This is a genomic window from Escherichia sp. MOD1-EC7003 (assembly GCF_002965065.1).
In the GTDB taxonomy this organism is placed as follows: Bacteria; Pseudomonadota; Gammaproteobacteria; order Enterobacterales; family Enterobacteriaceae; genus Escherichia.
This window is the reverse complement of the sequence record NZ_PTRE01000020.1, coordinates 24,372-46,662: the sequence shown is the minus strand read 5'-3', so window position 1 is coordinate 46,662 and position 22,291 is coordinate 24,372. Positions and strand designations below refer to the sequence as shown.

At 49.8% G+C, this 22,291-nt stretch carries 17 protein-coding genes and 1 pseudogene; 2 read left to right on the top strand and 16 right to left on the bottom strand.

The genetic code is table 11. From position 1 onward, the window contains the following. Window positions 1-37: 37 nt before the first annotated feature. The gene (locus A7090_RS02975) at window positions 38-1,744 is read right to left on the bottom strand and encodes an HAL/PAL/TAL family ammonia-lyase (RefSeq protein WP_105272967.1); all 1,707 of its coding nucleotides are present in this window, start codon (window positions 1,742-1,744) and stop codon (window positions 38-40) included. A 216-nt stretch (window positions 1,745-1,960) separates the two neighbouring features. Continuing rightward, a complete protein-coding gene (adeP, locus tag A7090_RS02970) occupies window positions 1,961-3,298 on the bottom strand; it encodes an adenine permease AdeP (RefSeq protein ID WP_105272966.1) in 1,338 nt (445 codons plus the stop codon). Window positions 3,299-3,464: 166 nt separating this feature from the next. Here adeP and yieH point away from each other — a divergent pair, with 166 nt between their 5' ends. Then, window positions 3,465-4,130, top strand: a complete 666-nt coding sequence (gene yieH / locus A7090_RS02965) for a 6-phosphogluconate phosphatase (protein ID WP_105272965.1) — start codon at window positions 3,465-3,467, stop codon at window positions 4,128-4,130. A 197-nt stretch (window positions 4,131-4,327) separates the two neighbouring features. Next, window positions 4,328-4,915: a PF03691 family colicin E2 tolerance protein CbrC gene (cbrC, locus tag A7090_RS02960; RefSeq protein ID WP_105272964.1), complete on the top strand. Its 588-nt coding sequence runs from the start codon at window positions 4,328-4,330 to the stop codon at window positions 4,913-4,915. A 55-nt stretch (window positions 4,916-4,970) separates the two neighbouring features. Here the strand turns inward: cbrC and A7090_RS02955 are convergent, their stop codons facing one another. The 14 genes and pseudogenes from A7090_RS02955 to A7090_RS02890 all read right to left on the bottom strand — a co-directional run bounded on the left by A7090_RS02955 (window position 4,971) and on the right by A7090_RS02890 (window position 22,275). Then, entirely contained in the window at window positions 4,971-5,687 is a 717-nt protein-coding gene (locus tag A7090_RS02955) for a glucosamine-6-phosphate deaminase (RefSeq protein ID WP_105272963.1), read from the bottom strand. Window positions 5,688-5,701: 14 nt separating this feature from the next. Continuing rightward, entirely contained in the window at window positions 5,702-6,871 is a 1,170-nt protein-coding gene (locus tag A7090_RS02950; RefSeq protein WP_105272962.1) for an alpha/beta hydrolase-fold protein, read from the bottom strand. A 26-nt stretch (window positions 6,872-6,897) separates the two neighbouring features. After that, window positions 6,898-8,514 carry a carbohydrate-specific porin BglH gene (gene bglH, locus A7090_RS02945; RefSeq protein WP_105272961.1) on the bottom strand — a complete coding sequence of 539 codons (1,617 nt, stop codon included), beginning with the start codon at window positions 8,512-8,514 and terminating at the stop codon, window positions 6,898-6,900. 68 nt (window positions 8,515-8,582) lie between these two features. Further along, a pseudogene (bglB, locus tag A7090_RS02940) lies at window positions 8,583-9,993 on the bottom strand (6-phospho-beta-glucosidase BglB). Window positions 9,994-10,011: 18 nt separating this feature from the next. Further along, on the bottom strand, window positions 10,012-11,886 hold the full coding sequence (gene bglF, locus A7090_RS02935; protein ID WP_105272959.1) for a PTS beta-glucoside transporter subunit IIABC: 1,875 nt from the start codon (window positions 11,884-11,886) through the stop codon (window positions 10,012-10,014). A 133-nt stretch (window positions 11,887-12,019) separates the two neighbouring features. Further along, window positions 12,020-12,856, bottom strand: coding sequence for a transcriptional antiterminator BglG (bglG, locus tag A7090_RS02930; RefSeq protein ID WP_105272958.1), 837 nt, complete (start codon window positions 12,854-12,856; stop codon window positions 12,020-12,022). Between the two features lie 286 nt (window positions 12,857-13,142). Further along, window positions 13,143-13,868, bottom strand: coding sequence for a phosphate signaling complex protein PhoU (phoU, locus tag A7090_RS02925; RefSeq protein ID WP_105272957.1), 726 nt, complete (start codon window positions 13,866-13,868; stop codon window positions 13,143-13,145). A gap of 14 nt (window positions 13,869-13,882) precedes the next feature. Next, on the bottom strand, window positions 13,883-14,656 hold the full coding sequence (pstB, locus tag A7090_RS02920) for a phosphate ABC transporter ATP-binding protein PstB (protein WP_074562576.1): 774 nt from the start codon (window positions 14,654-14,656) through the stop codon (window positions 13,883-13,885). Window positions 14,657-14,789: 133 nt separating this feature from the next. Beyond that, window positions 14,790-15,680: a phosphate ABC transporter permease PstA gene (gene pstA, locus A7090_RS02915; RefSeq protein ID WP_105272956.1), complete on the bottom strand. Its 891-nt coding sequence runs from the start codon at window positions 15,678-15,680 to the stop codon at window positions 14,790-14,792. After that, a complete protein-coding gene (gene pstC / locus A7090_RS02910) occupies window positions 15,680-16,639 on the bottom strand; it encodes a phosphate ABC transporter permease PstC (RefSeq protein ID WP_105272955.1) in 960 nt (319 codons plus the stop codon). The genes pstA and pstC overlap by 1 nt, the downstream gene beginning before the upstream one ends. 144 nt (window positions 16,640-16,783) lie before the next feature. Next, window positions 16,784-17,824 carry a phosphate ABC transporter substrate-binding protein PstS gene (gene pstS, locus A7090_RS02905; RefSeq protein ID WP_000867151.1) on the bottom strand — a complete coding sequence of 347 codons (1,041 nt, stop codon included), beginning with the start codon at window positions 17,822-17,824 and terminating at the stop codon, window positions 16,784-16,786. 270 nt (window positions 17,825-18,094) lie between these two features. Then, the gene (gene glmS / locus A7090_RS02900) at window positions 18,095-19,924 is read right to left on the bottom strand and encodes a glutamine--fructose-6-phosphate transaminase (isomerizing) (protein WP_000334083.1); all 1,830 of its coding nucleotides are present in this window, start codon (window positions 19,922-19,924) and stop codon (window positions 18,095-18,097) included. A 161-nt stretch (window positions 19,925-20,085) separates the two neighbouring features. After that, the gene (glmU, locus tag A7090_RS02895) at window positions 20,086-21,456 is read right to left on the bottom strand and encodes a bifunctional UDP-N-acetylglucosamine diphosphorylase/glucosamine-1-phosphate N-acetyltransferase GlmU (RefSeq protein WP_105272954.1); all 1,371 of its coding nucleotides are present in this window, start codon (window positions 21,454-21,456) and stop codon (window positions 20,086-20,088) included. A gap of 399 nt (window positions 21,457-21,855) precedes the next feature. After that, window positions 21,856-22,275 (bottom strand): F0F1 ATP synthase subunit epsilon, encoded by a 420-nt coding sequence (locus tag A7090_RS02890; protein ID WP_105272953.1) that lies wholly within the window; start codon window positions 22,273-22,275, stop codon window positions 21,856-21,858. Window positions 22,276-22,291: the final 16 nt, after the last annotated feature.

The following is a 22,291-nucleotide window of genomic DNA, read 5'->3' as shown; positions in this document are numbered from 1 at the left end:
GCGCGCCGTGACGTATTAACGGATTTTTTCATCGGTGTTACTGCCCCCCGGTCTTCATGCTTACCAGCGAACCTGCTGGAAACGAAGCCACCAGCGTGGAGGAATCGGCAATGTTGTCGCTAAAAATACGGTCCTGAGAAACGAACGGGACTTTCGCACGGTAGGCGTCGTAGAGTTTGCCGGTCATGTAACCCAGTTGCAGGTCTGGCGTTTTCTGTTTGCGCAGATCGATAGCCTGGCTTGCATGCAGCAGCTCCAGGCCGTAGATATTGCGCATATTTTCGGCGATTTGGCTCAGGCGCTTAGAGACTCGCAGGTTGTTGGTGTAGGTGTCTTCAATGGTGCCAGCCATCGGTTGGCCGTCGAGAGAAACCGGATTTACCAGATCGCGAATATCCGCCAGCATCTCAACCTGCGGTTTCTGGATAGCACCAAACGCGTGGCCTTTCTGGTTGGTATCTGAGGCCAGGAAGCGGCTCAGACCAGTGAAATGGTCATCAGAAAGATGCAGTGTACGCTGCACGCTGTTATGCGCCAGATGCCCCATAGCCACCGACAGATCCTGAATTGTCAGCGCCAGCGGCAGCGGTTCAAAGTTAGAGGTTGGGAAAATCGCTCCGCTGATGGTTTCGCCATTGGCATCTGTGGAGCTAACAAAATATTGCTCAACCTGGCTGTTTTCGGCCTGCGTGCGCGGCGCATTCACAATCACTGCCGGGTTATCGTCCGAGCTGTTCATCTGAATTTTCAGCATCTGGTACGCTTCGTTCCATTCACGACGCGCTTCGTTCAGCACAAATACCGTGGTGCGAAACGAGAGCGGGTCCTGTAATGCACGCCCCTCCTGGTGCTGCCAGAGATAAGACCCTTTCAGCGAGTTACGCAGCGAGCTGGCCGTATCCTGAATCCCAGGGAACGGGCGAACGCTCAGGCTTTGCTCAAGGAACGGCGCCACGTTGCCGTTGAGGCCTTCCAGTGACAAACCAAACACCGCCGGAGTGATGTTGATAATTTGTCTGGCTTCCAGCAATGCCTTCGCAGAATACGCGGCTGATATCGCATTTGTAGAGAGAATAGAGAGCGCATCTTTACCAAGCGGCTCCAGCTTCTGGATCCCGGCTTCTTTTAAAGCTTTGGCTGACGGCATCACATTGCCATTAACGCGCACGCGCCATTCGCCAATCATCACATCGCCAATATGAGATGCCAGGGTAATATCGGCCTCACCGACGGAACCACGCGAAGGCACCACAGGAGTAATATTTTTGTTCAGTAGCTGCTGGTAAAGTTTCGCTACCTGCGGCTGTGCGCCGGTGTTGCCCGTTAACATGGTGTTCAGGCGAATCACCATGGCCATGCGCACCAGTTCATCCGGCATATCCGGACCGATTCCCGCAGCATGTGCGTGTAATGCGTTGATATTAAATTCGCGTGACGCCTGAATAACTTCCGGTGTCAGCTTACCGTGCGCATCGAACAACGATTTGTCTTTATTCAGCCCCACGCCGACCGTCAGGCCGTAAACCGGCACACCTTTACCGGCGGCAATCATCAGTAGCTTGTTGGCTTTTTCCACGCGATCCATCGCCGTTGGCGATATGTCGACCTGTTTTTGCCCCGTTGCAACAGCCCACGCATCATCAAGAGTCAGTGAATGACCATCAAGGGTGAGACTGCTGGCCGACCAGGCGATAGCAGGACAAAACAGAGAGAGACAAAGTGTCGCAATGACTGTCTTTTTCATTTCAAAACTCCTTTTTCAGTGACCCAAAAACAGTAACCCAAAAGGAGTAGATATAAATTGAAATATCTCCGGCATTTCCCTTAGCTTTTTTTGATATATCAAAAAAATAGCGACAGGATGCATTTCATTTTATTAACAAAAATTTCAATTATTAAAATACAGGCGGTGGGAAGCACTCGCTCTTCAGCCCCGAAAGCGAGGCTGAAGAGAAACGCATTAATGTGCGTCGATAAAGACAATCTTCAGGATAAACAGCAGCGCAACGATGATTACGCACGGGCTAAGGTCGCGCAAACGTCCGGTACCGATTTTCATCACGCAATAAGAGATAAAGCCCAGCGCGATACCTTCGGTAATCGAGAAGCTGAACGGCATCATCACAGCGGTAATAAACGCCGGAACGGATTCAGTAAGATCCTGCCAGTTCACGCGTGACAGGCTTGAGGTCATCAGCACACCAACGTAGATCAACGCACCTGCTGCAGCGTAGCCAGGCACCATTCCCGCCAGCGGCGACAGGAAGATAACCAGCAGGAACAGCAGACCGACAACGACTGCCGTCAGACCGGTACGACCACCAACGGAAACGCCGGAAGAGGACTCAATATACGCCGTAACAGAAGAAGTACCGATAAACGAACCGGTCACGGAAGAGATACTGTCGACATACAGCGCCTGCTTCATGCGCGGGAATTTACCTTTCTCATCTGCCAGACCGGCTTTATCGGTCACGCCAATCAGCGTACCGGAGGAGTCAAACAGATTAACCAGCATGAAAGAGAAAATCACCCCTGCCAGCCCGAGGTTAAACGACCCGGCTAAATCTACATGACCCACGACTGTCATTACGCTCGGCGGCGCAGAAACGATGCCGTTGTAGTGCACATCCCCCAGCATCCAGCCCAGCAGCGTCGTCACAACAATAGAAACCAGCACCGCCGCGTGAATGTTGCGCGAAGCCAGAATGGCAATGATGAAGAAGCCGAGGATCCCCAGCAGCACGCTGTGAGAAGTCAGATTACCGATGCTTACCAGGGTTTCTGGATTCGCAACAATCACTCCCGCGTTTTTCAGCCCCATCATGCCAATGAACAGACCAATACCGCTGGTAATGCCCACACGCAGGCTCACCGGAATGTTGGCAATCATCCAGTAGCGAACGCGGAAAATCGTCAGTAACAGCAGACCAATCGCGCCCCAGAAGATTGCGCCCATTCCGACCTGCCACGGTAAGCCCATCGCCTGTACAACGACAAAAGCGAAGAATGCGTTCAGCCCCATCGCCGGTGCCAGCGCAACAGGAAGATTAGCAAACAGTCCCATCAGAATACTGCCAAATGCGGCAATCAGACAGGTGGTCACGAAGACGGCGCTGGTGTCCATGCCAGCAACACCAAGAATTTGCGGGTTAACAAAAACGATGTAAACCATCGTCAGGAAGGTGGTAAAACCGGCGATCACTTCGGTCCGTGCCGTCGTGCCATGTTCGCGCAGTTTAAACACGCGTTCCAGCATCCCCTGGCCAGAAGCCTGGGGTGTATGTTGTTGACTCATTATCTATTTCCGAACAAGGAGGGAAAATTCGTCGCTATCGTATACCAAAATGAGACAATATGGACGGCTGAAGATAACTTTTTTTCATTGCATTTGCTTATACGGCAACGATTGCGTCATACGAATTGGCATAACGAAAACGTTAAACTAACGATAAAGGAAAGACATGTCCCAGATAGAAGCGGTATTTTTCGACTGCGACGGTACGCTGGTCGATAGCGAGGTCATTTGCTCTCGCGCCTATGTCACGATGTTCCGGGAATTTGGCATTCACGTTGACCTTGAAGAGATTTTTACCCGTTTTAAAGGCGTAAAACTCTACGAAATCATCGATATCATCAGTAAAGAACAAGGCGTGACGATGGTCCAGGCCGATGCCGAGCACATTTACCGCGCAGAAGTGGCGCGTCTGTTTGATACCGAACTTGAGGTTATCGCAGGAGCAAAGGAATTGCTGGCAAGCGTTAAGGTGCCGATGTGCGTTGTCTCTAATGGCCCGGTGAACAAAATGCAGCATTCGCTGGGTAAGCTGAATATGCTGCACTACTTCCCGGAAAAACTGTTCAGCGGTTACGACATTCAGCGTTGGAAGCCCGACCCGGCGTTAATGTTCCATGCGGCAAAAGCGATGAATGTGAACGTTGAAAACTGCATTCTGGTCGATGACTCCAGCGCCGGGGCGCAGTCAGGGATAGATGCCGGAATGGAAGTGTTTTACTTCTGCGCGGACCCGCACAATAAACCGATCGTTCACCCGAAAGTCACCACCTTTACCCATCTTTCGCAATTACCGGAACTGTGGAAGGCGCGTGGTTGGGATATTACGGCATAGTTATTCACACTCCCTTCACTTACTCCACTTAAATTGGCACGCAAAGGTAAGTAAAGGGAGTTTGATATGTCTGTTTCACGTCGGGTAATTCATCACGCGTCTACCAGGATTTAGGTATTTAATGTCCTGAAACAGACTCTTTACGCTAAGCGGGATGTTTTATCTTTAAGCTACTCAAAAGCAGACAGGATGTTTCTATGACTCAAAATATCAGACCGTTACCCATATTCAAATATCATCCACAACCGCTGGAAACGGGCGCATTTGAGCAGGATAAAACCGTAGAGTGCGATTGCTGTGAACAGGAAACATCAATTTATTACTCCAGCCCATTTTACTGCGGAGGTGAAGCTGAATATCTCTGTCCGTGGTGCATTGCGGACGGTTCTGCGGCAGAAAAGTTTGCAGGTAGTTTTCAGGATGATGCCAGCATCGAAGGCGTTGAATTTGAGTATGATGAAGAGGGCGAGTTTGCAGGTATTAAAAACACATATCCTGACGAAATGCTGAAAGAGTTGGTTGAACGCACGCCAGGTTATCATGGATGGCAGCAGGAATTCTGGCTTGCACATTGTGGCGATTTCTGTGCTTTTATCGGCTATGTGGGCTGGGATGAGATAAAAGATCGCCTCGATGAATTCGCCAATATCGAAGAAGACTGCGAGAATTTCGGTGTGCGCTTCCCAGATCTGGCGAAATGCCTGCGAAACGGCGGCGATTGTCAGGGCTATCTGTTCCGCTGTCTCCACTGCGGCAAGCTGAGACTGTGGGGCGATTTTTCGTAGTTATTTAAATAATGAGAACAGGCCGGAGCGTAATTCACACATCCGGCCTTATGTTTTAAGCTAATTCTGCGGCAGCGGCTTTATCAGCGATTACCATCAGCGAAGGATGCAGCTGCAACACGGAAGCAGGAACATCTTCGGTAACCGGACCTTGCAGAACATTTTTCAGTGCCTGCGCTTTACCCGCACCGCTGACAATTATCAGCAAATTTTTCGCCGCCATAATACTTCTCGGCCCCATCGTCACGTAGCTGTCAGGCACTAACGAAAAGTCACCGCCCAACTCACCATGCGCCACAATATCAACCATCTCTCCCTGGATCGGGAACTCCACGGTTTGCTCATGGAAATGGGTCGTATTTGGCAGATTGCCACAAAAATGACCATCTGCACCTAATCCCAGCACCACCAAATCCAGCCCGCCTTCACGCGCCAGTTTCTGATCATGCTCGCGGTAGTTATCAATAGTGAGTTTCTGGATATTCTCTTCTTTGATCCCCGCAGGGGTAAAAAACAGATTACGCAAATTGGTAATCGTTACGCCTTCCCCCTCTTTGCCACGAAATGGAATTTCATCGAAATTGTAGAAATAGCAGTTATCGTACCAGGGCTTACCTTTAACCAAAGTGGTGAGATATTCGTACATGCCTTTGGGCGTGCTACCGGCGGTAATTGCCAGGTTAACGCGACGCGTCTTCGACATATAACCAAGCAGATGATGTGCAGCTACACAGCTCATTTCCTGATAGTCTTCAGTGATGATTAATTTCATCTTAAAGCCTTATCTTATTTAAATAATTTCTGTACAAAGGCTGCATAAGCTGGTCGCCAGACATCCATTTCATGGTTCAGACCCGGATATTCCTGGTAATCAAACTTAATGTTTTTCTGTTCAAGCTCAGTTTTCAGCCCGGCGATATCCTTGCCGGTTACGACATCTTTATCCCCCACAACCACAGTAAAATTACGTAGTTGCTGGTTGATAGCTGCCGGTTCGTTCAGCCGGGCCGCGACACCTTCATCCGGTACGGTTGTTGTGGTAACACCACTGAATGTGGCCAGCCAGCCAAAGCTTTCCAGATGATTCATTCCCGATACCAGCGCCTGATATCCACCTTGTGAAAGCCCGGCCAGTGCGCGACCATCGGCGTCTTTACGGACATTAAAACGCTTGTTAATCAGCGGGATAATATCGTTCATCAGTTCGCGATCTGCCGCCTTAGCATTCAGCGGATAAAAAACTTTACGTCTTTCCTGAGGAACGAAATCTTCGGGAATAATGCCCTTCGCATTGGTTTCTGTATCCGGGATCACCACCAGCATCGGTTTAATTTTCCCTTCAGCCAGCAGGTTATCCATGATTTGCGGGATACGCCCCTGATCGATAGCTGAACGTCCGGTATCACCAAAACCGTGATAGAAATAGAGCACTGGCAAAGGCTCGCCCATGCCGGTGTATCCTGGCGGGGTCCAGACATACATCTGACGTTCGGATTGCAATGCGTTGGAGTGGTAAGTTATGGCGATCAAATCACCATGCGCAACAGAACGCGTATCCAGATAACTGCCTGGCACCAGAATCATACTGGAGTTAACCTGGCGCTGAGGTTTAGTCATTGCCGTGCCTGTATCAATGCTGCGTACACCATCAACATTGAAAAAATACTCGTACAGGTTGCCTTTCAGGACAGGCGTGCGCCACGACCAGACTCCCGCTTCGTCTTTGGCCATCGGGTGAATGTTGTCCGGAACCGGAACGCCAACCACTACGGAGACATTTTTTGCCCCAGGGGCAAAGTAGCGAAAGGTCACGCTGTTATCGGTATTGACCTGAGTTACATATTGTTTCACCGGGATAGTAGGCGCCGGGCTGGCTGGCATATCCGCGGCTATGGCCCACTGAGCAGAAATACCGCTGGCAATAGCCAGCGTTAAAGCAGCAATTTTTATATTCATCATAATATTCCTTTCATTAAATTCCATTACCACCAGATTTCAGCCTGGGCACCAACAGCAAACTGGTCGTCTTTATTGTCTTCAAAGGTGAAGCCATCCAGTTCGTTTTCCAGGGCTTTGATATACGTGGCGTAGAAACGAATTTCCGGGCGCGAGGTCAACATACTGGTATTGACTTTAAAGGTATGGAAGAGTGTGGTTTTATAACCAGATTCATTATATTTATTACTATTCGCATCTTTGTTTTGCTGAGTGAAATAGCCCAGTTCAACACCTGTCTGGTTATATTGGTCCCAAATATAGGCCGGGCGAACAACTGCACGAATAGATTCGAAATCAGAGTGCGCTCCCGTTTCGTAGCTATAAATATCGTTACCGAAGTAGTAAACAATGGCGTTAGCTACAATGAAATGATCGCCGATATAGGCTTCGCCCTGCGAAGTCAGACGAACGGCTGTTCCACCGGAGTGATCACCATAATAACGACCGTTAAAGGTGGTAAATGGACTTGCGCCAGCATAACGGCCAAAGTTACTGGCGATAGAGTTATTTGCAACCAGGAAGGAGAATTCGTTGAAACCACCTTTATCAAATTTCTGCGTTAAAGATGTGCCAAACATCCAGGTATCTTTCCAGTCATAATACCCGTTATTATCCTGATTATCTTTTTCCGATGCGCTTTCGTTTGCCGAGACATAACGACCGTTCACCATTAAAGTCGCTTTATCCCATAGCGGGATATCTTTATAGCGTAAATCAATGGTATTGGTATTAATCTGCTGTTTGTTTTGCAGGCTGCGATCGTAATCATCGACATCTTCGCGAACCAGCGCGACATCAATTTTACCCGGACCGACTTTCCAGTTTTCCAGACCTACACCTGCGGCAGCATCGGTACGCTGCGTTTTCCAGTCAAGCATCTGGATTTCAATTTTGGGCGCACCATGTTTACCCACCCAGAAATCAGCCTCTGGCGCAAAAGGCAGGAAACCTTTGGTGGTAACGTACATATCGGAGAACTGCATATAGTTCTCGCCACCGGCGTTATCGCCAAACCAGCCGGAAGAGTACTGCTGACCAACGTTACCATCCATCATCACGATGGCATCAACTCGTTTGCCGTTTTCGTTGTAGACACGTTGTTTTAACTGCAAATCAAACCAGCCGGAGTATTCGTTACCAAAGCGGCCCAAAGAACCAATCGCCCATGATTTAGGTGAACCATGAGAGGCTGTACCCCAACCAGAACGATAGTAGCCGTTGTAACTAAAGCCAATTTCATCTTTCACAAACTTACTGAAATCTTTCAAAGTCATGGAAGAATAAATTGAGCCTGTCTCACTGGCATTTTTCTCTTCGTTTTTAACCAGTACAGCATCAGGTTTTGCGGCACTACTGGTTGGGAACGGATTGGCGGCATACCCTTGATCATTCGTACTTACGCTACGATTCGCCGTCGCTGGCGTATACTTTTTCTTCTCTTCATCTTTATATTTTTTGAGTTCGCTTTGCGTTTCTCTTAACGCTTTTTCTAATAACTCAAGGCGTTGTTCCACCGTTAATGATTCAGCTAATGATTGTGCGGAAAAGGCTAAAGGCGCCATTAATAAAATAGCAGAGGTAATAAGATTTCGTCTAAACATAATATCCCTTCATGGTGCAAAGAAAGAATTAACACATCGCATCCAGACTGTTCTGAATGCGATGATAATTAAGGTGCTTTATTGGTTATTTTTTAATGACAGTCCCCGCGTTTTGATCACTTCTGCATACCATCCGAAGCTTTTCTTGCGCGTTCTTGTGAGGCTTCCTTCGCCATTATCATCACGATCCACATAAATAAAGCCGTAGCGCTTAGACATTTGTGAATGAGATGCACTGACTAAATCAATTGGTCCCCAACTGGTGTACCCCATAATATCCACACCATCGGCAATCGCTTCATTTACCTGTACCAGGTGATCGTTTAAATAGGCAATTCGATAATCGTCCTGTATCGAACCATCCGCTTCAACGCTGTCTTTTGCGCCTAATCCGTTCTCGACAATAAATAACGGTTTTTGATAACGATCCCAAAGCGTATTTAACAGAACCCGTAATCCAACAGGATCAATTTGCCATCCCCACTCTGAACTTTTCAGATGCGGATTGGGGATCATATTCAGTATGTTGCCCTGCGCATTTTTATTAATGCTTTCATCGTGGGAAACACAACCGGTCATGTAATAACTAAAAGAGATGAAATCTACGGTATGTTTTAAATCTTCTGCGTCACTTTCAGTCATCTCAATGGTGATATTGTGGTCGCGGAAGAAACGCTGCATATAGCCGGGATACTGACCACGCGCCTGAACATCACCAAAGAACATCCAGCGTCGGTTCTCTTCTATGGCCTGCAACATATCCTGTGGATGGCAAGTAAGCGGGTAAACCAGCCCACCGAGAAGCATATTGCCGATTTTCGCTTCGGGGATCAGGCTATGACAGGCTTTAACCGCCCGCGCACTGGCAACCAGTTGATGGTGGATCGCCTGATAAACGTCTGCCTCACCACTCTCTTCTGCCAGCCCCACGCCCGTGAATGGCGCGTGTAACGACATATTGATTTCATTAAACGTCAGCCATAACGCCACTTTATGTTGATAGCGGGTAAAGACCGTACGGGCGTAATGCTCAAAGTGATCGATGACCGCCCGATTAGCCCAGCCGCCGTAGTTTTTCACCAGTCCATATGGTATTTCGTAATGGGATAACGTCACCAGTGGCTTGATCCCCGCCTGCGCCATTTCATCAAACAGCCGATCGTAAAACGCTAAACCTGCTTCATTCGGTTCAACTTCGTCGCCCTGAGGAAAAATTCGCGCCCAGGCTATGGAAATACGCAAACAGGTGAAGCCCATCTCGGCAAATAACGCGATATCTTCCGGGTAACGATGATAAAAATCGATGGCGACATCTTTGATATTCTCTTTCCCCAGAATGCGCGGTTCCATTTTTCCCATTACGCCATGAGGCTGTAGATCTGAGGTCGTGATCCCTTTGCCATCTTCCTGCCAGGCGCCTTCCACCTGATTGGCGGCTGTTGCGCCACCCCAAAGAAATGTTTCTGGAAATGCTTTCATAATTAACTCCTTTTATCGTTAGCGAATGATAGATAACAGTGGCTCACCAGCACTTATCTGCGCCGTGCCGTGGGGTAATACGTCCGTAAAATCATCGCTATTACTGATTAACACCGGCGTCGTCAGATCAAATCCGGCTTCGCGAATAGCAGGGATATCAAAAGAAATCAGCCGATCGCCGGTATTGACCTTGTCACCCACGTTGACGTGAGCGGAAAAGAATTTGCCGTCCAGTTTTACGGTGTCGATACCGATATGAATCAGGATCTCCACGCCATCATCTGACTCAATGCCGATGGCGTGTAATGTGGCGAACAACGAAGCAATTCGACCCGCCACCGGAGAGCGCACTTCACCAACCGAGGGCAGAATGGCAACACCTTTACCCAACAGGCCGCTGGCAAACGTGGTATCAGCGACGTCAATGAGCGGCACAATCTCTCCTGTCATCGGTGAACTGATACCGCCCTGCTCAGGTGTAATAACCTCTGACGCTTGCTCTTGCGGGGCTACTTGCGCTGGCTGACGTTTAGCGGTAATGAAATGAAACATCACCGTGCCGACAAATGCGCAACCAATGGCAACGACACCGCCAATAACGCTGGCCCAGACGGTGAAATCAATCCCCGTTGACGGGATGGTTTGCATGAAGGTGAAAATACTCGGCAAACCAAAGGAGTAGACTTTCGTTTGCGCGTAGCCAATGATGGTGGCCCCCAATGATCCACTAACACAGGCGATAACGAAGGGGTACTTACGCGGCAGGTTGACGCCATATACTGCCGGTTCGGTGATACCAAACAGGCCCGTCAATGCCGCCGATCCGGCTACCACTTTTTTCTGCGCATCGCGTTCGCAGAGGAAAACGCCGAGCGCCGCCCCGACCTGCGCCATAATGGCGGGCATTAACAGCGGAACCATGGTGTCGTAGCCCAGCACGGTGAAGTTATTGATACACAACGGCACCAGGCCCCAGTGCAGCCCGAACATGACAAAGATTTGCCAGAAGCCGCCCATTACCGCGCCTGCAAATGCAGGAACCGCCTGATAAAGCCAGAGATAACCGGCGGCAATCAGTTCACTTATCCAGGTTGATAGCGGCCCCACCAGCAGAAAGGTGACGGGTGTGATAACCATCAGACTTAGCAATGGTGTGAAGAAATTTTTGATTGCTGACGGTAACCACGCATTAAGTCGGCGTTCCAGAATGCTGCACAACCAGGCAGAAAAAATAATCGGAATGACCGATGACGAGTAATTCAACAATGTGACCGGAATACCCAGGAAATCCAGCCCCAGCGCATCTGCTTTTTGCCCGTTTTCAAAGGCAGTCAGAATTAATGGATGCACTAACGCTCCACCAATCACCATGGCAGTAAATGGATTACCGCCGAAGCGTTTCCCCGCGGTGTAGCCCAGGATTATCGGGAAGAACCAAAACAAGGCATCACTGGCGCTGAATAAAATTAAATAAGTACCACTTTGCTCGCTCGTCCACTGAAAAGTGAGTGCCAGAGCCAGCATACCTTTCAGGATCCCGGTTGCCGCCATCAAACCGATCAGAGGCGTAAAAATACCTGAAATAACATAAACAAAGCGGTTTAGCAGATTACCTTTCTCATCATTTTCCGGTGCCTGTTGCGCTTTTTCGCCCAGGCCTGCCACACTGTTAACCGCCAGGAAGACATCGGCCACATGGTTACCTATGACCACCTGAAACTGACCACCGCTTTCCACCACCATAATAATACCGGGGGTCTTTTTCAGTACCTCAGCTTGCGCTTTGCTTTCATCCTTTAACTTAAAACGTAATCGCGTCGCGCAATGCATCAGACTCACAATGTTATCTGCGCCCCCGACTCCTGCGACTATTTTTCTGGCTAACTCCGTCATAACTTGCCCTCTACCGCTTTGCGGCAAAACTCCAAAAAAAAACCTGAAAAAAACGGCCTGACGTGAATCAAGCTATTTTTTTCAGGTTTTGCCCGCTTAGTGCGGTAACAATCCTTTACTCAGTAATAATGTTTCAGTGTTCTTTGCGCACGCGCTCTATATTTATAGCGAGAAACATAATCTCAGCGGGTGAGATTTTACGTTGATACTGCAAACCAATAAAAATGGCGATCCGTTCCGCACATTGCCATGCCTGTGGATAATTTTGTTTTACTGCTTGTTGTAATGATTCATCACTATCGTTAATCGATGCATGTTCAAGAATACGCCAGGATAAAAATTTCAGATGCGTAACCAGTCGCTGATAACTCAAACTTTCTTCCTGGTAATTAAGGCTGAACTGAAATTTTATTAATTGCAGCATTTCGCGCATTAATTGCGTGACACCTGCAACATCCTCCATATTTCCGCTCATTTGGGCACTGACCAGATGCATGGCAATAAAGCCCACTTCATCTTTCGGTAACTTCACACCCAACCGTTTATCAATAATGGTTAACGCTTCTTCCCCTAGCTGAAACTCTTTCGGGTAAAGCCGCTGGATATCCCACAGCAGCGGGTTAGGCAGCAACACGTTTTGCTGAAAGCGTTTAATCGCAAACTGACAATGATCTGTCAGCGAGATATAAATACTGTCCTGAAACTTTCCCAGACGTTCCTGTGCCAGAGAGATAATACGATCACAGGTTGCCATCACCTCAAGAGGAATATGACTTAAAAGCTCGCTTAATCGCCCGTTCAGTTCATGGCTGCTCAAGGCATACTCTTTTTCTATTCCAGTTGAGTTAATTCTTTCGCCAGCACGTTTTTGAAAGCCAATTCCGCGCCCCATGACGACTTTTTCCCGCTGTTGATCATCAATAACCACCACAACATTATTGTTGAGGATTTTGGTGATTTGCATGTTCATAGCAAGGACCTTTTTTATAAACAAAAAAAACCGACGTCACCAGTATTCTCTGGTTATGTCAGGTTTTGCCTGCGAATGCAGTAACAATCCAGTCATTTATTAATGGTTTTTATAACAAACATCCGATTTCGAAAATTAATTTAGTTGCGTGCAGAGAAAATAGCAATGCGCTATTTATAAAAGTATGACCATGCTCGCAGTTATTAACTTTATGTAACTTTTAGGAATTTATAAAGTTATATATAATGAATCCCAATAATTAAGTTATTGGGATTCATTTGATGAATTATTTATCGCTATCTTTCCCCGCCAATAATTTATCCAGTTCATCACCACCGACGTGACGGAAATCCTGACCTTTCACGTAGTAGAAGATAAACTCACAAATATTCTGGCAGCGGTCGCCGATACGCTCGATAGAACGTGCGCAGAACAGCGCGGTGAGGACGCTAGGAATGGTGCGCGAATCTTCCATCATGTACGTCATCAGTTGGCGTACAATGCCTTCGTACTCCTGATCAACTTTTTTATCTTCCCGATAAATACGCACCGCTTCGTCAATATCCATACGCGCGAACGCGTCCAACACGTCGTGCAGCATCTGGATGGTGTGACGGCCCAGTGACTCCAGACTCACCAGCAACGGTTGATGCTGCTGGGAGAATTTCTCCAGCGCAGTACGACAGATTTTGTCTGCCACATCGCCAATACGTTCCAGCTCGGCAATGGTTTTGCTGATCACCATCACCAGACGCAGGTCGCTCGCCGTCGGCTGACGTTTGGCGATAATGCGCACGCAGGCTTCATCGATCGCCACTTCCATCATATTGACGTTCTTATCGCCTTCGATCACCCGCTTCGCCAGATCGCTGTCCTGGTTGTGCATCGCAGTTATAGCATCAGTTAGCTGCTGCTCCACCATGCCGCCCATGGTCATCACCTGCGTGCGGATGCTTTCCAGTTCAGCGTTGAACTGGCCGGAAATATGTTTATTAAGATTGAGACTGTCCATAACGCACTCCTGAATCAACCGTAACGACCGGTGATGTAGTCTTCTGTTTGTTTCTTCGCTGGCTTGGTGAACAGATCGTCCGTGTTGCTGAACTCAATCAATTCGCCCAGGTACATAAACGCCGTGTGGTCGGAACAACGCGCAGCCTGCTGCATGTTGTGGGTAACGATCACCACGGTGTAATCCTGCTTCAGTTCGGTGATAAGTTCTTCAATGCGCCCGGTGGATATAGGGTCGAGCGCCGAACACGGTTCGTCGAGCAGCAGCACTTCCGGGCGAATGGCGATACCACGCGCAATGCATAGACGCTGTTGCTGACCACCAGAGAGAGAGTAACCGCTCTGGTGCAATTTATCTTTGGTTTCGTTCCATAATGCGGCCTTGGTCAACGCCCACTGCACGCGCTCGTCCATGTCGGTGCGCGAAAGCTTTTCAAACAGGCGCACACCAAAGGCGATGTTGTCGTAAATCGACATCGGGAACGGCGTTGGTTTCTGGAACACCATGCCCACTTTCGCACGCAGCAGGGCGATATCCTGAGAGTTAGTCAGGATGTTATCGCCATCGAGAAGAATTTCACCTTCTGCGCGCTGTTCCGGGTACAGTTCAAACATTTTGTTGAAGGTACGCAGCAGCGTCGATTTACCGCAGCCGGACGGCCCGATAAACGCCGTAACCTGGTTTTTGGCGATATCCAGGTTGATGTTTTTCAGGGCATGGAATTTGCCGTAGTAGAAGTTCAAATTACGAACCTGAATTTTACTCGGGGCAGTTTCAACCATACTCATTGCAATCTTTTCCTCATCCAGCGCCGCATTTGCCACGCTGTAAAATTGTGCCTGATGGCGCTACGCTTATCAGGCCTACAAATGTGTTCAACCGTAGGCCGGATAAGGCGCTCACGCCACATCCGGCAAAGTGTTAACCGTGTTTATTCTTCGCAAAAACAACGCGCGCCAGAATGTTCAGCAGCAGGACGCACAGGGTAATAATCAACACCCCAGCCCAGGCCAGTTGCTGCCATTCCGCAAATGGGCTCATCGCAAACTTAAAGATCGTCACCGGCAGGTTAGCGATCGGCTGCATCATGTCCGTACTCCAGAACTGGTTGGAGAGCGCGGTAAACAGCAGCGGCGCGGTTTCACCGGCAATACGGGCAATCGCCAGTAGGATACCGGTCATGATTCCTGATACTGACGCTTTCAGCGTAATTGAGGAAATCATCTTCCACTTCGGCGTACCCAGTGCATAAGCCGCTTCACGCAGGCTGTCCGGCACCAGTTTCAGCATGTTCTCGGTGGTACGGATAACAATCGGCACCTGCAACAGCGCCAGCGCAATTACACCCGCCCAACCGGAGAAGTGCTCCATCTGCGCCACCACGATGGTGTAAACAAACAGTCCCACCACAATCGACGGCGCGGAGAGCAGTATGTCGTTAATGAAGCGAATCACTTCTGCCAGCCAGGATTTACGACCATATTCAGCCAGATAAATCCCCGCCATAATGCCCAGCGGCGTACCGAATACCGTGGCCCACAAAATTAACAGGCCGCTCCCCGCCAGGGCGTTCGCCAGACCACCGCCTTCCGTATTTGGCGGCGGCGTCATTTCGGTGAACAGCGCCAGCGACATACCGTTGATACCGCGAGTGATGGTGGACATTAAAATCCAGATCAGCCAGAACAGACCGAAAGCCATCGTCGCCATCGAGAGCGTCAGCGCAATACGGTTTTTGAGACGGCGACGCGCCTGCATTTTACGGCGGGATTCTGCCAGCGCCGCAGTGGTTTGCATTTCAACCATAGCCATTAACGTGCCCCCTCATTCTTAGCCAGGCGCATGATCATAAACTTCGATGCGGCGAGGACGATGAAGGTAATCACAAACAGGATCAGGCCGAGTTCCATCAGTGCAGCAACGTGCAGACCGGATTCCGCTTCGGCAAATTCGTTCGCCAGCGCAGAAGTGATACTGTTGCCCGGCATGTACAGTGAGGCGCTGTCGAGCTGGTAGGTGTTACCGATGATAAAGGTCACCGCCATGGTTTCACCGAGCGCACGCCCCAGCCCCAGCATAATGCCGCCGATTACCCCATTTTTGGTGAACGGAAGAACGATACGCCAGATAACTTCCCAGGTGGTGCAGCCGATACCGTAGGCCGACTCTTTCATCATCACCGGGGTTTGCTCGAACACATCGCGCATTACCGCCGCAATGTACGGAATAATCATGATGGCGAGGATCACGCCTGCCGCGAGGATACCGATACCAAAGGCCGGGCCGGAGAACAGCGCGCCGACAATCGGGATATTCGACATGATATTGCCAACCGGCTCCTGGAAGTAAACGGCGAACAGCGGCGCGAAGATAAACAGGCCCCACATGCCGTAAACGATACTTGGAATGGCTGCCAGCAACTCAATGGCGATACCCAGCGGGCGTTTCAGCCAGCCAGGCGCAAGCTCAGTCAGGAAGAGTGCGATACCGAAACTCACCGGGACGGCAATCAGCAGCGCGATAAACGAAGTCACCAACGTACCGTAGATCAGCACCAGCGCCCCGTAGATATCGTTCGGTGCATCCCACTCTTTGGTCCACAGAAAAGCCAGACCAAATTTCTGAATGCTCGGCCAGGAGGAGATGATCAGAGAGACAATAATGCCACCCAACATCAATAGCACAATCAGCGCCGCCAGTTTTACCAGCACGCTGAAAATTATGTCGCCCTTTTTACCCGGTGGGTTAAAAGCAGGCTTAGTTGCAGCCATAAATCACTCTTTAAGTTAAACGCATTTACTAAGTTGCCCATGCCGGATGGCGCTGCGCTTATCCGGCCTACACTCAGGACCTACGGTAGAAACCATAGGGCGGATAAGCGTAGCGCCATCCGCCAATTCGTCAAAGATATTCTATTAGTACAGCGGCTTACCGCTGCTGTCTTTAATATTGGTCTTCCACGCTGCGCGAACCTGTTCTACAACGCTATCCGGCAGGCTGGCATAATCCAGGTCGTTCGCCTGTTTAGCCCCGGTTTTGTATGCCCAGTCGAAGAACTTCAGCACTTCTGTACCTTGTTCTGGTTTCTTCTGATCTTTGTGAACCAGAATGAACGTGGTAGAGGTAATAGGCCACGCATCTTCGCCTTTCTGGTTGGTCAGATCCTGAGCGAATGTTTTGCTCCAGTCTGCGCCTTTTGCTGCATTAGCGAAGTTTTCTTCGGTCGGACTAACCGGTTTACCATCAGCGGAGATCAGTTTGGTGTACGCCAGGTTGTTCTGCTTAGCGTAAGCATATTCAACGTAACCAATTGCCCCCGGCAGACGCTGAACGAATGCGGCGATACCGTCGTTACCTTTACCGCCCAGACCGATCGGCCATTTCACGGTAGAGCCAGTACCAACGTTGTTTTTCCACTCTTCGTTCACTTTCGCCAGGTAGCTGGTGAAGACGAAGGAGGTACCGGAACCATCGGCGCGGCGCACTACAGCAATGTTCTGTGACGGCAGTTTCAGACCCGGATTCAATTTGGCAATGGCTTCATCATCCCACTTTTTAATTTTGCCCAGGTAGATGTCGCCGAGGGTTTTACCATCCAGCACCAGCTCGCCAGACTTCAGCCCCGGAATGTTAACCGCCAGCACCACGCCGCCAATCACGGTCGGGAACTGGAACAAACCTTCCTGAGCCAGTTTTTCGTCAGACAGCGGCGCGTCAGAGGCACCAAAATCAACGGTATTCGCGATAATCTGTTTTACGCCACCGGAAGAACCGATCCCCTGGTAGTTAACTTTATTACCGGTTTCTTTCTGGTAAGTGTCAGCCCATTTGGCATACACCGGCGCAGGGAAGGTTGCACCTGCACCTGTCAGACTTGCTTCTGCAAACACAGAGAAAGCACTCATCGATAAGGTCGCGGCGACAACAGTTGCGACGGTGGTACGCATAACTTTCATAATGTCTCCTGGGAGGATTCATAAAGCATTGTTTGTTGGCTACGAGAAGCAAAATAGGACAAACAGGTGACAGTTATATGTAAGGTTTATGACAGTTTTATGACACGAAAGAAAACTCTTTTCGCTTGTTGAAAAATCAATATGTTAGAAGTGAAAGTGACAATAGCCAGGCAGAAACATTTTCTTTCTGTGACAGTTTAAAAATAGCTGAAGATGAGACGGTGAATGAGGAGATAGAAAAATGCCCTGCGAAAGCAGGGCAGGTGTGTATTACTCAACCGTAACCGATTTTGCCAAGTTACGCGGCTGGTCAACGTCAGTGCCTTTGATAAGCGCGACGTGGTAAGCCAGCAGTTGCAGCGGAACGGTGTAGAAGATCGGTGCAATAACCTCTTCCACATGCGGCATCTCGATGATGTGCATGTTATCGCTCCCCACAAAACCAGCATCCTGATCGGCGAAGACGTACAATTGACCGCCACGCGCGCGAACTTCTTCAATGTTGGATTTCAGTTTTTCCAATAGTTCGTTGTTCGGCGCAACGACGATAACCGGCATATCGGCATCAATCAGCGCCAGCGGGCCGTGTTTCAGTTCGCCCGCAGCGTAGGCTTCAGCGTGAATGTAAGAGATCTCTTTCAGCTTCAATGCGCCTTCCAGCGCGATTGGGTACTGATCGCCACGCCCCAGGAACAGCGCGTGATGTTTGTCAGAGAAATCTTCGGCCAGAGCTTCAATGCGTTTGTCCTGAGACAGCATCTGCTCAATACGGCTCGGCAACGCCTGCAGACCATGCACGATGTCATGTTCAATGGAGGCATCCAGACCTTTCAGGCGAGACAGCTTCGCCACCAGCATCAACAGCACAGTTAACTGGGTGGTGAATGCTTTAGTGGACGCCACGCCAATTTCCGTCCCGGCGTTGGTCATCAGCGCCAGATCGGATTCACGCACCAGCGAAGAGCCAGGTACGTTACAGATTGCCAGCGAACCAAGGTAACCCAGCTCTTTCGACAGACGCAGGCCCGCCAGGGTATCCGCGGTTTCGCCAGACTGTGACAAGGTGATCATCAGGCTGTTACGGCGCACGGCAGATTTGCGATAGCGGAATTCAGAGGCGATTTCAACGTCGCACGGAATACCTGCCAGCGATTCAAACCAGTAGCGGGAAACCATACCGGAGTTATAAGAAGTACCACAGGCGAGGATCTGAATATGCTCAACCTTCGACAGCAATTCGTCAGCGTTCGGTCCCAGCTCGCTCAAATCTACCTGACCGTGGCTGATGCGCCCGGTAAGGGTGTTTTTGATCGCGTTTGGTTGTTCGTAGATCTCTTTCTGCATGTAGTGGCGGTAAATACCTTTATCGCCCGCGTCATATTGCAGATTGGATTCGATATCCTGACGTTTTACTTCCGCGCCAGTTTTATCGAAGATGTTTACCGAGCGGCGGGTGATTTCCGCAATATCGCCCTCTTCAAGGAAGATAAAGCGACGAGTCACTGGCAACAGCGCCAGCTGGTCAGAAGCGATAAAGTTTTCGCCCATACCCAGGCCAATCACCAGCGGGCTACCAGAACGTGCCGCCAGCAAGGTATCCGGGTGGCGGGAGTCCATGATCACTGTACCGTACGCACCACGCAGCTGTGGGATAGCACGCAGAACAGCCTCACGCAGGGTGCCGCCCTGTTTCAGCTCCCAGTTCACCAGATGTGCAATCACTTCGGTGTCGGTTTCAGAAACGAAGGTATAGCCACGCGCTTTTAACTCTTCGCGCAGCGGTTCATGGTTTTCGATGATGCCGTTATGCACCACCACAATGTGTTCAGAAACATGTGGATGCGCGTTAGCTTCTGAAGGTTCACCGTGGGTTGCCCAGCGAGTGTGAGCAATACCGGTGCCGCCATGCAGAGGATGTTCTTCCGCTGCCTGAGCCAGCATCTGGACTTTACCGAGGCGACGCAGGCGGGTCATATGACCTTCTGCATCAACAACGGCCAGACCCGCAGAGTCATATCCGCGGTATTCCAGACGACGTAAACCTTCAAGAAGGATTTCTGCTACATCACGTTGCGCGATCGCGCCAACAATTCCACACATAGTTTTTGATTCCGATTGATATCGTTGTCGGTCAACCTGTATGCCCGTTTTTTCGGGCGCCCCGAGCCTTGTAGAGAGTGGGGTTATTTTTATAGTTACTGCTTGTGGGCGGGAGACTATGTTATCTCCTCATCCCATATGACCGGATTATCCAGCCAGAATTACTTTTTCTTTACCGGACGACGCCAGCCTTCTTTTTGAGTCTGCGGCACACGGCTGATCGCCAGGGCGTTTTCGCCGACGTTACGCGTCACAGTTGTACCCGCAGCAATGGTTGCGCCTTTGCCTACTGTTACCGGGGCCACCAGCTGAGTGTCGGAACCAACAAACACATCGTCGCCGATAATGGTCTTAAATTTATTCGCACCATCGTAGTTGCAGGTAATGGTTCCTGCGCCGATGTTAACGTTATCGCCAATTTCCGCATCGCCCAGGTAAGTCAGATGACCGGCTTTCGAGCCTTTACCCAGACGCGCTTTTTTCATCTCAACGAAGTTACCGACGTGTGCACCTTCCAGCAACTCAGCACCAGGACGCAGACGGGCAAACGGGCCAATGGTACAGGCCGCCGCCAGATTTGCGTCTTCCACGACGGTATACGGACTGATTTCGCAATCATCGCCAATCACGCTGTTTTTAATCACGCAACCGGTACCGATTTTCACGCGATGACCAAGAGTGACATCACCCTCGATGATAACGTTAGTATCAATTTCAACATCGCGCCCGTGAATCAGAGTACCGCGCAGATCAAAACGCGCCGGATCGCGCAGCATAACGCCCGCTAACAGCAGTTTTTCAGCCTGTTCGGACTGGTAAACGCGCTCCAGACGCGAGAGTTGCAGGCGGTTATTCACGCCTTCTACTTCGCTTAAACGTTGCGGATGAACGGCGACAATTTCACGCCCTTCCTGATACGCCAGTGCAATAATGTCGGTGATGTAGTATTCGCCCTGCGCATTATTGTTGGTCAGTTTAGCCAGCCAGCGTTTCATATCTGCGCCGTTGGCGATCAGAATGCCGGTGTTGATTTCCTGAATCTGACGCTGCTCGTCGGTGGCATCTTTATGCTCAACAATGCCGGTAACTTTGCCGTTTTCACGAGTAATACGTCCATAACCGGTTGGGTCATCCAGTTTCACCGTCAGCAGACCAATGCCCCCCTGCGGTTTAGCATCACGCAGGCGCTGGAGTGTTTCGACAGAGATCAGCGGCACGTCGCCGTAGAGCATTAAAATGTCTTCATCATCGGCAAAGAAAGGTGCAGCCTGCTGCATCGCATGACCCGTACCCAGCTGCTCTGCCTGAAGCACCCAGTTCAGGTTGTCGTCTTTCAGCGTCTGTTTTAGCAGATCGCCGCCGTGACCATACACCAGGTGAACGTGCGCTGCGCCTAATTCATTCGCAGCATCAATGACATGCTGAACCATCGCTTTCCCGGCAAGGGTATGCAGCACTTTCGGAAGATCGGAATACATGCGCGTGCCTTTGCCTGCGGCAAGGATCACTACGCTCATAGCATTATTCAACATACGCGTCCTGACTGTAATTTGAGAACGAATTTAAACTGCTTCACCTTGAAAAAACTACATTTTTTTCATCGTGAAATGGACAGAGGATAAATTGTTCAATAACGGATTATCCTCGCTGACGAAAGCGCCATTTTCGACCATTGTCGCGCCTTTTGTCTGCCAAAAATTAAGGCAGTACCTTCATTTAAGCGTCAGGTGGATGTTTTTGCTCTTATTTCGATCAATGAATAAACGGGAAAACAGTGCAGTTTTATATCAGTAGGCTCTATGTGAATACTGAAAATGCGCAGAACATGTCAGAACGCGTCTTATGGCAGGCAAGTCAGATGAATATAGGGGCGTAAAGCAAAAAAAAGCCAGCCTGTTTCCAGACTGGCTTTTGTGCTTTTCAAGCCGGTGTTACATCGCTTTTTTAGTCAACTCGATAACGCGCAGCTGCGCGATCGCTTTGGCCAGTTCCGCAGACGCCTGAGCGTAATCTACGTCGCCGTGAGAGCTGCTAATGTGCTCTTCAGCCTTACGTTTCGCTTCCATGGCTCGCGCTTCGTCGAGATCCTGGCCGCGAATTGCGGTGTCGGCCAGAACGGTCACGTTGCCAGGCTGCACTTCAAGAATGCCGCCAGACAGATAGATAAACTCTTCGTGACCGTGCTGTTTCACGATGCGAATCATACCAGGCTTAATGGCGGTGAGCAGCGGTGCGTGGCCAGGGAAAATCCCCAGTTCACCTTCGCTACCCGTTACCTGGATTTTTTCGACCAGACCAGAGAACATTTGTTGCTCTGCGCTGACGACGTCCAGGTGGTAAGTCATTGCCATATCACCCTCCGATTAA

Excerpts from the sequence above, each read along its gene's own strand:
- A7090_RS02975 (WP_105272967.1), bottom strand. The coding sequence starts at position 1,744 with ATGAAAAAGACAGTCATTGCGACACTTTGTCTCTCTCTGTTTTGTCCT.
- adeP (WP_105272966.1), bottom strand. The coding sequence starts at position 3,298 with ATGAGTCAACAACATACACCCCAGGCTTCTGGCCAGGGGATGCTGGAA.
- yieH (WP_105272965.1), top strand. The coding sequence starts at position 3,465 with ATGTCCCAGATAGAAGCGGTATTTTTCGACTGCGACGGTACGCTGGTC.
- cbrC (WP_105272964.1), top strand. The coding sequence starts at position 4,328 with ATGACTCAAAATATCAGACCGTTACCCATATTCAAATATCATCCACAA.
- A7090_RS02955 (WP_105272963.1), bottom strand. The coding sequence starts at position 5,687 with ATGAAATTAATCATCACTGAAGACTATCAGGAAATGAGCTGTGTAGCT.
- A7090_RS02950 (WP_105272962.1), bottom strand. The coding sequence starts at position 6,871 with ATGAATATAAAAATTGCTGCTTTAACGCTGGCTATTGCCAGCGGTATT.
- bglH (WP_105272961.1), bottom strand. The coding sequence starts at position 8,514 with ATGTTTAGACGAAATCTTATTACCTCTGCTATTTTATTAATGGCGCCT.
- bglF (WP_105272959.1), bottom strand. The coding sequence starts at position 11,886 with ATGACGGAGTTAGCCAGAAAAATAGTCGCAGGAGTCGGGGGCGCAGAT.
- bglG (WP_105272958.1), bottom strand. The coding sequence starts at position 12,856 with ATGAACATGCAAATCACCAAAATCCTCAACAATAATGTTGTGGTGGTT.
- phoU (WP_105272957.1), bottom strand. The coding sequence starts at position 13,868 with ATGGACAGTCTCAATCTTAATAAACATATTTCCGGCCAGTTCAACGCT.
- pstB (WP_074562576.1), bottom strand. The coding sequence starts at position 14,656 with ATGAGTATGGTTGAAACTGCCCCGAGTAAAATTCAGGTTCGTAATTTG.
- pstA (WP_105272956.1), bottom strand. The coding sequence starts at position 15,680 with ATGGCTATGGTTGAAATGCAAACCACTGCGGCGCTGGCAGAATCCCGC.
- pstC (WP_105272955.1), bottom strand. The coding sequence starts at position 16,639 with ATGGCTGCAACTAAGCCTGCTTTTAACCCACCGGGTAAAAAGGGCGAC.
- pstS (WP_000867151.1), bottom strand. The coding sequence starts at position 17,824 with ATGAAAGTTATGCGTACCACCGTCGCAACTGTTGTCGCCGCGACCTTA.
- glmS (WP_000334083.1), bottom strand. The coding sequence starts at position 19,924 with ATGTGTGGAATTGTTGGCGCGATCGCGCAACGTGATGTAGCAGAAATC.
- glmU (WP_105272954.1), bottom strand. The coding sequence starts at position 21,456 with ATGTTGAATAATGCTATGAGCGTAGTGATCCTTGCCGCAGGCAAAGGC.
- A7090_RS02890 (WP_105272953.1), bottom strand. The coding sequence starts at position 22,275 with ATGGCAATGACTTACCACCTGGACGTCGTCAGCGCAGAGCAACAAATG.